Genomic DNA, 13,009 nt, shown 5'->3' with positions numbered 1-13,009 from the left:
AACATTGCCCGGGCTGTCGCGGGCCCGCCACGCTCCGGGTATCCGGCCGAATCCCCAAAAAAACGCGCTGTGTCGCCCTGGCGCGTGGTTGCCTGCTGTGCCAGGCAGATCGGCTAATCCACGCCACGTCCACGTTTACGGGCACCGCCGTGGTCAACATCTATCGGGAGCGCTCGCCGCATCGCGCTTCACGCCGACCTGCCCGGTTGCCGGTGCGTTCGCTTACATGCTCGCGTCGAAGCCGAACTGGACCGGCCAGCGTTTCATGGACCCTCGCGAGCCGTTTAGCGCGCATCCCCTGCGAGCAGCGCGTTCAGCACCCGCGCGTCCGCCAACCGCTCCAGCGACAGGCACGCGTCGCTCAACGCATCGATCTGCGCATGCTCGAGCGCCATGCCCGCCAGCGCACGATATTTCGCCAGCAGCGCCGCATCTGACAACGGATTGCGCGGATCGCCCAGCGCGATCGGCACGTGACGCGAGTCCCGCCGCCCGTCCGCGCGATGCAGGCTCACCGTCGGCTCGTCGAGATCGCCCAGCGCCGGATCGACCTCGATCACGATACGCGCGAGCAACGCCGCGACGCGCGAATCCGCCCGCCTGTCGTCGCGATAAACGCCGATCCCAGTGTCGCCATACGCGAGGGCCGCCGCCACCGCGTACGGCAGGCTCATCTGCGCCGACGACAGCGTCGACAGGTCGCGGCCGCCGCACATCCGGGCCACGAACGCGCTCGCCCGCACGACCACCCGCTCGATCTCGCCGGCGTCGAACGTGTGACCGTCCGCAAGCTGCAGCGCCGCGTCGATGGCCGCATGCGCGCTGCGGCACGACGCGTGCGGCTTGATCGAGCAGCGCATCAGTTTCCAGTGCGCGCCGAGGCCGTCGGTCAGTGCGTCGGGCGCATGCGATTGCGCGGCGAACGTGTTGAAGAAGCCACCCCACACGTCGTCGAACACGCTGGCCGGGCCAGTCACGCCTTCGCGTGCCAGCAGCGCCGCGAGCACGCCGCCTTCCGCCGCCCGGCCGGCATGCAGCCGCTTCGTCTGTGAGCCGTCGTGGATGAAGCCCCACAGACCACCGGAGAAACTTGCCGCATGGCCGAGCGCGTCGCGCGTGCGCGCAGCGTCGAGCCCGAGCACGCGTGCGCTCGCGGCCGCGGCACCGAACACGCCGCAACTGAGCGTCGAGTGCCAGCCGGCACCGTTGTGAACCGAGTAGCCGCCGGCGGCTTCCAGCACGCGCCGGCCGACGTCGTAGCCGAGCACGATTGCGGTCACGCATTCCCGGCCGGTCACGGAGCGGTCCGCGCACGACAACGCGGCGAGCACGGCCGGCAGCACGACGGCGCCCGAATGATCGCAGCCGCCGGCATCGTCGAGCTCGAGCGCGTGTGCGGCGATCCCGTTGACGAACGCGGCGTCGCGCGCGCTTGCGCTGCACCGCGTGCCCCACAGCGACGCGCCGTCGCGCGCGACAGCGCCGGCGAGCGCACGTGCGCTGCGCGTCTCGACGGCCGAGGTGCCGGCCAGTGCGGCACCGAACGTATCGAGCACATGACGCGTGGCCTTGGCGACGACATCGTCAGGCACGGCGGCGGCAGGCGTTTGCGCGACAAACGTCGCGAGCCGCGTGGCGCGCGTTTCGGTATCCATCGTCATCGCACCGACGCGTCTGCCACGCAGCGTGCAAACACGTCGACCGGATGGTTCGGCTCGTTGTCGCGAGCCTGCTCGCGCCACCAGCGCGCAACATCGCGCCCGGTCGCAAACCAGACGTCGCCCGCGTCGCGCAGGTGCGCGAGCAACGCACGCAGCAGATCGATCCGCCCTGCCGTGCCGATGATCTCCGGATGCAGGCGCAGCACGCAGCACAGCCCGAAGCGCCGAAACCCGTCGACATCGCGCCGCCAGTTGTCGAGCACGTCACGGTACGCGGCGATGCGCGGCTGACCGGCCGGCACCGGCGGCGACAGGTTGAACTCGAAGTACGGCTCGTCCTCGAGTTCGTAATGCAGCGGCAACTCGACGAGCCGCAGGTCGGCCGCGCGTGCGTCGGCGCCCGGATGCAGGTACGGCAAATCGTCGCCGCGCCACGACGACGACCACGTGAAGCCTTCCGCCACGAGAAAATCCGCAAAGCCGTCGGCCCAGTTACCGGTGAACGAGCGAAAGCCTTCCGCGCAGTGTCCGGTCGCGTCCGCGAGCGCCGCCCGCCCGGCGCGGCACGCATCGATCTGCGCGGCAAGCGGCAGCGCGTCGAAATCCTCGCAGCGAAAACCGCTCACGCCAAGCTCGTGCCCGGCGGCGGCGATCGCCCGCACGGCGCCGCCATGCGTCTGCGCGACGCGGCCCGGCACGAACCAGCTCGTCGGTACGCCGAATTCATCGAACGCGGCGAGCAGCCGGTCGACGCCGCGCGTCGCGCCGTAGCGCCACACCGACAGCGATTTTTCCCGGCCAACGATGCGCGGCTCGCGTGTCTGGATGCCATGAATGTCGTTGAAGTCGACCGTGATCGCGACCGCGCATCGCGCGCCGCCCGGCCAAGCACAAGGTGTGTTCACATGTCGCTCCGGTGCGTGGTTTGCGCGCCGTGCGCGTGCTGCGCGAGCCACCAGTCGGCCACGTCGCGGCAGCGCGCGAACCAGACGCCATCCTGCGCGCACATGTGGCCGAGCCAGGCCTCCAGCAGCGCGATGCGCCCCGGCTTGCCGCAGACTTTCGGATGAAGCAGCGTCGTCAGGCACAGCCCTTCGCGGTATATCCCGTCGAATTCGCGCGTCCAGTTGTCGAGCGTCGCGTCGTAGCCGGCGATCCGGTCGAGCCCCGCCGGATAGTCGGGGTTGCGGTGATACGCGAGCGACGCGTAATCGTCGGTTTCCCAGCGGCCGGGAATCTCGACGAGCGGCGGCTCGCCGTCCGCGCCGGGCAGCAGGTACGGACGGTCGTCGCCGCGCATCGAGCTCGAATAGCGCACGCCCGCTTCGCGCAGCACCGCGACCGTCGCGTCGCTCCAGTCACCGGACGGTGTGCGGAACCCGACCGGCCGCACCCCGAGCGTGCGCGCGAAGACGTCGGCCGACTGCGCCATGATCTCGCGCTGCCGCCAGGGCTCGAGCGCCCAGAACGCTTCGTGCCGGTAACCGTGATAGCCGATCTCGTGGCCGCGCTCGACGATGGCCGAGCATTGGTCGGGCCAGGTCCGCGCGACCCACGCGGGCACGAAGAACGTCGCGGGCAGGCCGAACGACGCAAGCATGTCGAGCAGCCGTCCGAGCGCGCGCCACGGCCCGTAGCTGCCCAGCGTGAAATACGCGGGGTTGCGCCAGATCGACCCGTTCAGCATCGCGTCGCCGGTCGGGCCGTCGAGATCGAACGCGAGCGCGACGCACGCACGCTTCGCGTCCGGCCAGCGGGGAGCCAGATCCGTCATCGCGCGCTCAGTGCGTGCCGTTGACCATCGCCTTCGCGACCGCATGCTCCTGGAGCCCCCACTTCGCGAGCAGCTTCTGATACGAGCCGTCCGCGATCAGCTGGTTGAGCGCCGTCGTCAGCGCGCCGCTCAGTGCGGTATTGCTCTTCGCGACGCCGATGCCCGTGTATTGCGACAGGAACGGCTTGCCCACCGGCGCATACGCGTTCTGCTCGAGGCTGTTCTGGTACGGCAGCGTCTCGCCGCCCTGCACGGCCGCGTCGATACGGTTCTGGCGTAACTGCATCCGCGCGTCCGACGAGCCGTCGGTACCGACGACGATGATCGCCGGCTTGCCGGCCTTCACGCAGTTCTCGGCGCTCCACGCGGTGGTGTTGTCGGGGAACGACGTGCGTCGGCTCGAGCCGACGCGCTTGCCGCACAGCGCGCCCATCTGCGCGAACTCGCCCGCGCGCGTCTTCAGCGTATAGAACTGCGGGCCGGTCTCGATGTAGTCGACGAACGTCACCGCATCGCGGCGCGTCGGCAGGTCGGTCATACCTGACAGGATCATGTCGACGCGCTGCGTCGCGACCGCGCTCATCATCTGGTCGAAGCTCGTTTCGACCCAGTTCAGCTTCGCGCCCATCTTCGCGGCGAGCGCCTCGCCGAGATCGACGTCGAAGCCCGCCAGCTTGTCGGTCGCCGGATCCTTGTATTCGAACGGCGGATAGTTCGGCACGATCGCGACGTTCAGCGTGCGTTTCGCGCTGGCGGATTGCGCGGCGGCGAACGATGCATGAAGCGCGAGTGCGCCGAATGCGACGGCGGCCAGCGTGCGGGTCAGGACGGATGCTTTCATGGGTGTCGCCTTGTCATGATGGAGGAATGGGGACGATGCCGCGCGCGTCGACGGCTCGATCGTTGGGCGCTGCAAAACGGGGCGCCCGGCCCGGTCATGCAATCACGGCGGAGATGAACTCGCGCGTGCGCGCGTGCGTCGGCGCGGACAGCACCTGATCGGGCGGCCCGCTCTCGACGATCCGGCCGCCGTCCATGAACACCACGCGGTCGGCCACCTCGCGCGCGAACCCGAGCTCGTGCGTGACGACGATCATCGTCATCCCGCTCTTCGCGAGGTCGCGCATCACGGCCAGCACTTCACCGACCAGTTCGGGGTCGAGCGCCGACGTCGGTTCGTCGAACAGGATCAGTTGCGGATGCATCGCGAGCGCCCGCGCGATCGCGACGCGCTGCTGCTGGCCGCCGGACAGCTCGACCGGAAACGCGTCGCACTTGTGCGCGAGCCCGACGCGCGCGAGCAGCGCGCGTGCTTCCTCCTCCGCTTGCGCACGGCGGCGCTTGAGCACCTGCACCGGGCCTTCGATCACGTTCTCGAGCGCGGTCTTGTGCGGAAACAGGTTGAAGCGCTGGAACACCATGCTCGTCGCCAGCCGCTGGCGCGCGACCTGACGCTCCGACAGTTCGTGGAGCCGGTCGCCGGCGCGGCGGTAGCCGGCCAGTTCGCCGTTGACCCACAGCGCGCCCGCGCTGATCGTCTCCAGCTGGTTGATGCAGCGCAGGAACGTGCTCTTGCCCGAGCCCGACGGCCCGATGATGCACAGCACTTCGCCCGGCTCGACGTCGAGCGTGATGCCGTGCAGCGCCTGGAAATCGCCGTACGACTTGCGTACGTCGACCGCGCGAACGACCGCGTTCGTCATGGCGTTCTCCCGAGGGTTGAGGGTCGTGTCGTTCATGTGCGGCCCGCCGCCCGGCCCGCGCCGCGCGCGAAACGCCGCTCGACGCGGGCCTGCGCGAGCGACAGCACGGTGACGACCGCGAGATACCAGATGCCCGCGACGATCAGCAGCTCGATCACGCGGGCGTTCGCGTAGTAGATGTTCTGCGCGTTGTGCAGCATCTCCGCGTACTGCACGACGCTCGCGAGCGACGTCAGCTTGACCATGCCGATCAGCTCGTTGCCGATCGGCGGCACGATCACGCGCATCGCCTGCGGCAGGATGATCCGGCGCAGCGCCTGCAGGCGCGCCATGCCGATCGATTTCGCGGCCTCGTACTGGCCCGTGTCGACCGACAGCAGCCCAGCCCGCACGACTTCCGATGTATAGGCCCCCTGATTGATGCCGAGCCCGAGCACCGCCGCGAGGAACGGCGTCATCACGTCGACGGTCCGGTATTCGGCGATACCCGGGATGCCGAGCGTCGGAAACACCAGCGCGAGGTTGAACCACAGCAGCAGTTGCAGGATCACCGGCGTGCCGCGGAACAACCAGATGTAACCCTGCGCGATCGCGCCGAGCACCGGGTTCGACGACAGCCGCATCACCGCGGTGACGACCCCGAGCACGACGCCGAGCGTCATCGCGAGGACGGTCATCACGATCGTGTTGCCGAGCCCCGTCAGGATCGAGCGTGCGGTCAGGAACTGGCCGACGACGCGCCATTCGATCTGTCCGCGCGCGAACGCGACCGCCACATACGCGAGCGCGGCAATGATCGCGATCGACGCGACATAGCGGCCCCAGTAGCGCCGGCGCACGCGCACGAACCCGGCGATATCGTCCGCGGCGCGGGCGGCCGGCGCCGGCGCGTCATCGAGACGGCCCGATTCGGATGCGCTCAGCATGACGGCCCCCGGTAGTCGGCCGCCCATGCGGACTGGCGTTCGATCGCGTCGCTCAGGCGGTCGATCTGCTCGCGCACGCGCGCGGGCGACGTGCCGCCCGCACCGCCGCGCGCGGCGACGGCCGCGTCGAGCGTCAGATGCGCGCGCACCGCGGGCGCGAGCCGCGTGTCGACGGCCAGCAACTGTTCCGCGCTCGCGTCGGCCAGCTCGATGCCGTCCCGCTCGCACGCGCGCACGAGCGTGCCGGTGATCTCGTGCGCCTCGCTGAACGGCACGCCCGTCAGCGCGAGCCAGTCCGCCACCTCGGTCGCGAGCGTGAAGCCGAGCGGCGCCTGGCGACGCATCTCGTCGACGTTCACGCGCATCGTACGGATCATCCCCGCCATCGCGGGCAGCACGAGCTCGAGCGTGTCGATCGAATCGAACGCCGCGATCTTGTCTTCCGCGAGATCGCGGTTGTACGCGAGCGGCAGCGACTTCAGCGTCGCGAGCAGGCCCGTCAGGTTGCCGATCAGACGCCCCGCCTTGCCGCGCGCGAGTTCCGCGATGTCCGGGTTCTTCTTCTGCGGCATGATCGAGCTGCCGGTCGCATAGGCATCGTCGAGTTCCACCCAGCGGAATTGCCGTGACGTCCACAGGATCACTTCTTCCGACAGCCGCGACAGGTTCACGGCCAGCATGCTCGTGACGAATACGAATTCGGCGACGTGATCGCGCGCGGCCACTGCATCGATCGAGTTCTCGCACGGCGCGTCGTAACCGAGCTCCCGCGCGGACAGCTCGGGCCGCACGCAGATCGCCGAGCCCGCGAGCGCAGCCGCGCCGAGCGGCGAACGCGCGGTGCGGCGATCCCAGTCGACGAGGCGGTCGACGTCGCGATACAGCGACTGCGCGTGCGCGAGCAACTGATGACCGAACACGATCGGCTGCGCGGGCTGCAGGTGGGTGAATCCCGCGGTGACCGTGTCGACGTGCCGGCTCGCCTGGCCGATCAACGCATCCTGCAGGTCGAGCACACCGCGCACGAGCTGGCGCGCCTTGTCGCGCAGGTACAGGCGCAGGTCGTTCGCCGCCTGGTCGTTGCGCGAGCGCCCGGCGCGCAGCTTGCCGCCGAGCGCCGGCAGCCGCTGCGTGAGCACGCGCTCGAGGAAGGTGTGCACGTCCTCGTCGGCGAGCGACGGCGCGATCGCACCGGCCGCGTGGTCGCGCCCGATGCCGTCCATGGCGGCCAGCAGTTGCGCGAGTTCGTCGTCGTTCACGATGCCGGCGCGATGCAACTCGCGCGCATGCGCGCAGGAGCCCGCGAGGTCGTACGGCACGAGCCGGAAGAAACTCGGATCGGAGCGCGACAGGTTCTGCAGCGCCTCGGACGGTTTCGACTGGAAGCGGCCGCCCCACAGGCGCTCGATCGGTTCGGTAAGGCTCATTGCGGTCGACCTCGACTCGGTTGGATTACCCCCACTGTAGGCATTCAATTTTTTTTGTTGTAGCGAGAAATTGAATCCGCTTTAATGAAATTTTTCTCAGCACCGTCGCCTGCGACGCGCCCCCCGATGCGCAACCGCCTGCCCCCGCTGAACCCGCTTCGCGCATTCGAGGCTGCCGCCCGGTGCGGCACCGTGTCGGCCGCGGCCGACGAACTGCACGTGACCGCGAGCGCGGTCAGCCATCAGATCCGGATTCTCGAGAGCACGCTCGGCGTCGCACTATTCGTCAGATCAAAAGCCCGCGTGAAGCTCACGCCCGAAGGCGAGGCGTTGCTGGAACCGGTCGGCGCGGCGTTCGACATGATCGCGAACGCCACCGTCAGGCTCGATTCGCCGGCAGCCGCCGGCGATCTCGTCGTGTCGACGCCGCTGTCGCTCACGTCACGCTGGCTCGCCCGGCACATCGGCGATTTTCTCGAGCGCTATCCGGGGATCCACCTGAAAGTGATTCCGTCGAACGACGATCGCGAGACCTACTCGCCCGACGTCGACGTATGCATTCGCTACGGGGAAGGCAACTGGCGAAACCGGCGCGTCGAGCTGCTCGCGCATCCGGCGCTGTTCCCGGTCGTGAGTCCGGCGCTAATGAACGGGCCCGATGCGATCCGCAAGGTGCAGGATCTCGCGGGACGCACGCTGTTCTGCGAGCACGCGGGGTCGTGGACGCGCTGGCTGGCGGAAGCGAACGCGGACAAGCTACCAGGCATCCGCATTCTGGAAATCGGCAACGCGCATATCGGCGTCGAAGCCGCGGTGCACGGGCAAGGCGTCGCGCTCGGCGACAGCCTCTCCGTGCGCGACGACCTGCTCGACGGCACGCTCGTGCGGCCGTTCAGCGCGGCCGTGCCGTCGCGTCACGCCTACTATCTGGTCACGCGTCACGAGCTGGCCGATTCGCCGCTCGTAACCGCGTTCACGACGTGGTTGCGCGCCCGTCTGGCGTGACGCGCGGGCGCGCGGCAGCGGGCGGACTCAGGTAGCGAGACTCGCCAGGTCGTCCCATACCATCACGATGTTGTGCGATCGCCAGATCGGCCCCGGATCGACATACTCGCCCGCCAACCGGCCGTTCAGCGACGCGTAAAAGGCGATCGCGGCGTCGTTTCCCTTGACGACACTCAACGCCGCGCCGCGATACCGCATCTGCTGCAAATGCGTGGCGAGCCGGGCGAGCAGCGCGCGGCCGATGCCGCGACGCTTGAACTCGGGGTCGACATACAGGAACTTGATTTCGCCACGGCCGCCGAAGACCGGCTCCGACGGCGCGCCGGCCGCGCCGATTCCGACGATCGTGCCGTCGATTTCCGCCACGAGCACCAGTTGGTCGCCATCGTTCGACGCCAGCTTCTCCCGCCATTTCCTGCCGCGATAGTGCGCGTCGAGGACGGCATGCGCTTGCGCCGGCGCGAGATCGCGATAGGTATGCCGCCAGACCTTGACGTGAAAATCGGCGATCGCCTGCGCATCGGCGAGGCTGGCGGATCGGATGGATAGTCCGGACATGGAGGCGTCTCTCGGGCGGCTTGGCGCGCGCGGGTGGCGCGGCGCACACGCCGGATTGTCGATGATCCGGGCGACGATGTCAGCATCTTGCGGGCATGGGAGTGCTGCGCCGATCTCCGATCTCCGAGCGAGCTGACGTCGGTATCGGGCGGCAGATGGAAATTGCCGCCGCAGTGAGGCGGCGGCTTGAAATCCGGCTAGTTGAGGTCGGGCTGCGTGGCAGCCTGCTTGCCGCCGCCGATCTCGATCGACGTCTCCCAGCGGTAATAACCCGAAACGGCACCGTCGCGGTCAAGTACGGCGAAATCAGCCGTACACGACGTGGCGCCCGAAGCCAGCACGTCGCTGCGCCAATAGTGGTCTTGCTGTGGGCGGCACTCCGGATTGAGCAGGTCGTCGGCATTCGGTACCGGCACCGCTCCGTCGCGCACCTCCGGGACGATCGGCGCGACGATGCCGGCGTCCTTCACTGTGAACCGGATGAACAGGACACTCAGCTCGGCACGCAGCGCCAGCGCCGTTTCGCGCAGACTGAGCTGGTCGCCTGGCTGCAGGCCGGCAAAGAGCCGGCTGTCGTTGTGGCCGAGCGCTCCGGTATCGCCGGGGCTCACAACGTAAATGTGCCGGCCGTCGATCACAGTCGGCTTGTCCGCGTTCCGGCTTGCATCGGGGTAAGCCGACAGCAACGTGGCTGCGTCGACGATCGCGAGCACATCGCAACGAAGTCCAGACATGGGCGCTTCCTCCGGGACAAGACAATGACACGGGCGACCGCCATGCGGCCGCCCGCGTGCCGCGATCAGTTATGGATCGAGATGAACGGATCCCATTGATAGCATCCCAGCGACTGGCAATTGCGGTCGATGATCTGGAAGTAGAAGTGGTAGGTAACGCGCCCTTCGGACAGCGTTTCCGACGACCAGTAGTAGTTGTCGACTTTTTGGCAGGTCGGCGTCGACGGCGAACTCGGGTTCGGAATCGGGATCGATGCGGTGGCCTTGCGCGGCGTCGGCGTCGAGATCAGCTCCTTGCCCTGATTGGCGATGAAGCCATAGAAGACCACCTGCTTTTCGAAGCCCAGCGACAGACTCGTTTCGCGCCAGCGGATCAGGTCGCCGACTTGCGCTTTCAGATCCAGTTCGCCGCCCGCCTGCCCGGAGACCACGTTGTCCTGGTTCGTGACCATGTACACGTGCTTCCAGTCGATCAGCGTCGGATTTTTCGGATCCCGGCTGGGGTTCGGATACTTCTGGAGAATTGTTTCGGTATCGATCGAAACGAGCACATCGGTAACGCGTGACATAGTATCTCCAATTGAAATAAATGGGTCGGCCATTGCGCGGACTTTTCAAAACGATCCTCAATCGTCGAGCAGTTGACGATGCGTATGAAAACTTGACCCATCAAGTTGTCCCGCGATTTGAAATTTACACAGAATGGTTACTCAAATAAACCTGTAAATCCTGACAGACAAGTAATCGGCTTTGCTTTTTTAATTCTTTATTAAAAGATCGCGATTGAATCTATATTTAACATTATCCCCGCGGATCGCGTCGCAACTGAGCCTCATTGGCGTTGGAGGCAGGAATATGGAATTATCCGGATCTTCGTTTCATTAAGTTCAGTTTGGATGGAATTAAAACAAAAACACTTGACGATTGCGCGCACATACAAAAATGCCGCGCTCCAAACTGATATGTCGGTTTCCGGCGACCGCGAGATAATTGGCGTTCAGGCGCGACCGTTTTATGCAGCTCGGGATTTGTGCCGCTGCTCCGTGGTTACGGTTTTTCGGATTTTCAGTGGAAAGCCGGTGATCGCCGATCGCCCAAACAATAAACCCGCCGCCACGGTATGCGGCCGATGGAAGGATGTGGACGCAGGTAAGTGCAGGCTCTTTCGATCAGGGACGTGTTCCGTCATGCTGCGTCGCCTCGGCGAGCAACCAGTCACGAAAGGCGACCAATCTCGGCAAGCTGGCGCACTCCGGCCGATAAATGACGTAGTAGGCCAACTCGGATGCAACGCTGACATCCGGGAATAATCGAACCAATCGTCCGCTCGCGAGATCATCTCGCGCCATGACGCTGCGTGCGAGCGCAATGCCGTGTCCCTCGATCGCAGCCTGAAGCACCGCGGCCGAATTGTTGATCTGCATGCCGCGCGTAGGAGGAGCGTTCGTCACACCCGCTTTCTTCATCCATATCTCCCAGGTCGGAAAGCCTGCATGGCCGTCCATCGACAAGTCATGGATCAAGGTCTCGCGCACGATGTCTGCCGGTTTGCGCAGACGCCGATGTTGGCGCAGCAGTTCCGGTGAGCAGACCGGATAAACCTCCTCGTCCATCAGCTTGTCCGCCTTGAGGCCCGACCAGCTTCCCATCCCATAGCGCACACCGATATCGATCCGCTGGGCCACGAAATCGACTGACTTATGGTTCGTATCCAGGCGCACGTCCGTGTCAGGCCATGCGGCCTGGAATCGATCGATACGCGGTAACAGCCACTTGGCGGCAAACGCCGGGCTGACCGTCACGGTAAGCACACCGCTGGTCGAGATCTCCTGCAACCGCTCCAATCCCAGCGTCAGCCGGTCGAAACCGGCCCTGATGTCCGGCAACGCGCGTTCGGCCATCTCCGTCGGGACGAGCCTCGCTCGCCCACTGGTGCTTCGAAGAAACAACGGCGTGCCCAACCAATCCTCGAGTGTGCGAACCAATTGACCGACCGCTGCCGGTGTGACGTTCAGTTCCACCGCAGCCGCAGAGAAGCTCTGATGGCGAGCGCTGGCCTCAAAGGCCCGTAATGCGTTGAGATGGACGGGAGATTTCATGGAGACAAAGTTTTTCTTTCAACATCGGACACTTTATCTCGTTTGTCGGCGGATGCAAACAGGCAAAGAATTACTCCCATGTCGACGGTCAGCAGCTTCCGCCCGCGACGTTGTCGCAATGCAAATACGGGAAAAAGCAGCACCCATTTATCTGTTCGCATTGGTTCCGATGGCGGCTGGCGGAAGCCCGGACAGTCGCAGTCTGCCGCACCGGCGGAGGCATCGAAGTAGCGAGGCACCCGCGCCGTGCGAGTTTTTCTTCTAGTCCAACACCTGCCCATCGGCGGGTATACAACAGAGGTTTCGAGATGAGCAACCAATTCAAGGGCAAGAAACTGCTGGTCGTCGGCGGTACCAGTGGCATGGGCATGCAGTCGGCGCGCATGGTGCTGGCCGAAGGCGGCAGCGCAGTAATCGTCGGCAATCGTCCGGAGAAAACGGAAGAAGCGCGAGCGGAACTGGCCAAGCTCGGCCAAGTATGGGCAGTGACCGCAGACCTGTCCAGCGACGACGGCGTAGCAACGCTGCTCAAAACCATCGACGAACAGCACGCCGACATCGATCTGCTGGTCAATGCCGCGGGTGTGTTCTTCCCCAAGCCTTTCCTCGAGCATACCGGCGCGGATTATGACCAATACATGAAGCTGAACAAGGCGTTCTACTTCATCACGCAGAAGGTCGCTGCCAATCTGGTCGCCAACGGCAAGCCGGGCGCCATCGTCAACATCGGTTCGATGTGGGCCAAGCAGGCCATCGCAGCCACGCCGTCGTCCGCCTATTCGATGGCGAAGGCCGGTCTGCACTCGCTGACACAGCACCTCGCGATGGAACTCGCGCCCAAGCACATCCGTGTCAATGCCGTGTCGCCGGCGGTCGTTCAGACCCCCATCTACGAGGGCTTCATCCCCAAGGCGGAAGTCCACACCGCACTGCAAGGGTTCAACACGTTCCACCCGATCGGCCGCGTGGGTACGCCGCAAGACGTCGCGGAAGTCGTCGCTTTCCTGCTCTCGGACAAGGCGAGCTGGGTCACCGGCGCGATCTGGGATGTCGACGGCGGCGTGATGGCCGGCCGCAATTGAGGTACGGCGCACACGAGCGCCGCGCAGGTTCGCATTAACT

General features: G+C 66.1%; 13 protein-coding genes. 2 read left to right on the top strand and 11 right to left on the bottom strand.

What is annotated here, in order from left to right; translation table 11 throughout:
- Positions 1-284: 284 nt before the first annotated feature.
- From ACP26O_RS33330 to argH, 7 genes are all read right to left on the bottom strand, one after another.
- Positions 285-1,661: an MmgE/PrpD family protein gene (locus ACP26O_RS33330; RefSeq protein WP_175666255.1), complete on the bottom strand. Its 1,377-nt coding sequence runs from the start codon at positions 1,659-1,661 to the stop codon at positions 285-287.
- Positions 1,658-2,566, bottom strand: a complete 909-nt coding sequence (locus tag ACP26O_RS33325; RefSeq protein WP_175666256.1) for a polysaccharide deacetylase family protein — start codon at positions 2,564-2,566, stop codon at positions 1,658-1,660. Before ACP26O_RS33325 ends, ACP26O_RS33330 begins: the two co-directional genes overlap by 4 nt.
- The gene (locus ACP26O_RS33320) at positions 2,563-3,435 is read right to left on the bottom strand and encodes a polysaccharide deacetylase family protein (protein ID WP_175666257.1); all 873 of its coding nucleotides are present in this window, start codon (positions 3,433-3,435) and stop codon (positions 2,563-2,565) included. The genes ACP26O_RS33325 and ACP26O_RS33320 overlap by 4 nt, the downstream gene beginning before the upstream one ends.
- 7 nt (positions 3,436-3,442) lie before the next feature.
- Positions 3,443-4,276: an ABC transporter substrate-binding protein gene (locus ACP26O_RS33315; RefSeq protein ID WP_012372490.1), complete on the bottom strand. Its 834-nt coding sequence runs from the start codon at positions 4,274-4,276 to the stop codon at positions 3,443-3,445.
- 94 nt (positions 4,277-4,370) lie between these two features.
- Positions 4,371-5,174: an amino acid ABC transporter ATP-binding protein gene (locus ACP26O_RS33310; protein ID WP_279607067.1), complete on the bottom strand. Its 804-nt coding sequence runs from the start codon at positions 5,172-5,174 to the stop codon at positions 4,371-4,373.
- A complete protein-coding gene (locus tag ACP26O_RS33305; RefSeq protein WP_175666259.1) occupies positions 5,171-6,064 on the bottom strand; it encodes an amino acid ABC transporter permease in 894 nt (297 codons plus the stop codon). Before ACP26O_RS33305 ends, ACP26O_RS33310 begins: the two co-directional genes overlap by 4 nt.
- On the bottom strand, positions 6,058-7,491 hold the full coding sequence (gene argH, locus ACP26O_RS33300) for an argininosuccinate lyase (RefSeq protein ID WP_175666260.1): 1,434 nt from the start codon (positions 7,489-7,491) through the stop codon (positions 6,058-6,060). The genes ACP26O_RS33305 and argH overlap by 7 nt, the downstream gene beginning before the upstream one ends.
- Positions 7,492-7,617: 126 nt before the next feature.
- On the opposite strand from argH, the gene ACP26O_RS33295 reads away from it, so the two are divergent.
- Positions 7,618-8,496 carry a LysR substrate-binding domain-containing protein gene (locus ACP26O_RS33295; RefSeq protein ID WP_175662144.1) on the top strand — a complete coding sequence of 293 codons (879 nt, stop codon included), beginning with the start codon at positions 7,618-7,620 and terminating at the stop codon, positions 8,494-8,496.
- A 27-nt stretch (positions 8,497-8,523) separates the two neighbouring features.
- On the opposite strand, the gene ACP26O_RS33290 is transcribed toward ACP26O_RS33295, so the two are convergent.
- The 4 genes from ACP26O_RS33290 to gcvA form a co-directional block, all read right to left on the bottom strand.
- A complete protein-coding gene (locus tag ACP26O_RS33290; protein ID WP_175666261.1) occupies positions 8,524-9,054 on the bottom strand; it encodes a GNAT family N-acetyltransferase in 531 nt (176 codons plus the stop codon).
- A 197-nt stretch (positions 9,055-9,251) separates the two neighbouring features.
- Positions 9,252-9,788, bottom strand: a complete 537-nt coding sequence (locus ACP26O_RS33285) for an AidA/PixA family protein (protein WP_175666262.1) — start codon at positions 9,786-9,788, stop codon at positions 9,252-9,254.
- A 65-nt stretch (positions 9,789-9,853) separates the two neighbouring features.
- Positions 9,854-10,357 (bottom strand): inclusion body family protein, encoded by a 504-nt coding sequence (locus ACP26O_RS33280; protein ID WP_175666263.1) that lies wholly within the window; start codon positions 10,355-10,357, stop codon positions 9,854-9,856.
- A 600-nt stretch (positions 10,358-10,957) separates the two neighbouring features.
- Entirely contained in the window at positions 10,958-11,887 is a 930-nt protein-coding gene (gene gcvA, locus ACP26O_RS33275; RefSeq protein ID WP_175666264.1) for a transcriptional regulator GcvA, read from the bottom strand.
- A gap of 308 nt (positions 11,888-12,195) precedes the next feature.
- Between gcvA and ACP26O_RS33270 the strand changes: the two genes are divergently transcribed.
- The gene (locus ACP26O_RS33270; RefSeq protein ID WP_011661318.1) at positions 12,196-12,969 is read left to right on the top strand and encodes an SDR family NAD(P)-dependent oxidoreductase; all 774 of its coding nucleotides are present in this window, start codon (positions 12,196-12,198) and stop codon (positions 12,967-12,969) included.
- Positions 12,970-13,009 lie beyond the last annotated feature (40 nt).

This window comes from Burkholderia sp. R-40, from assembly GCF_049942845.1.
Classification (GTDB): domain Bacteria; phylum Pseudomonadota; class Gammaproteobacteria; order Burkholderiales; family Burkholderiaceae; genus Burkholderia; species Burkholderia ambifaria.
The sequence above is the reverse complement of the archived record's forward strand: the minus strand, read 5'-3'. Positions and strand labels throughout refer to the sequence as shown.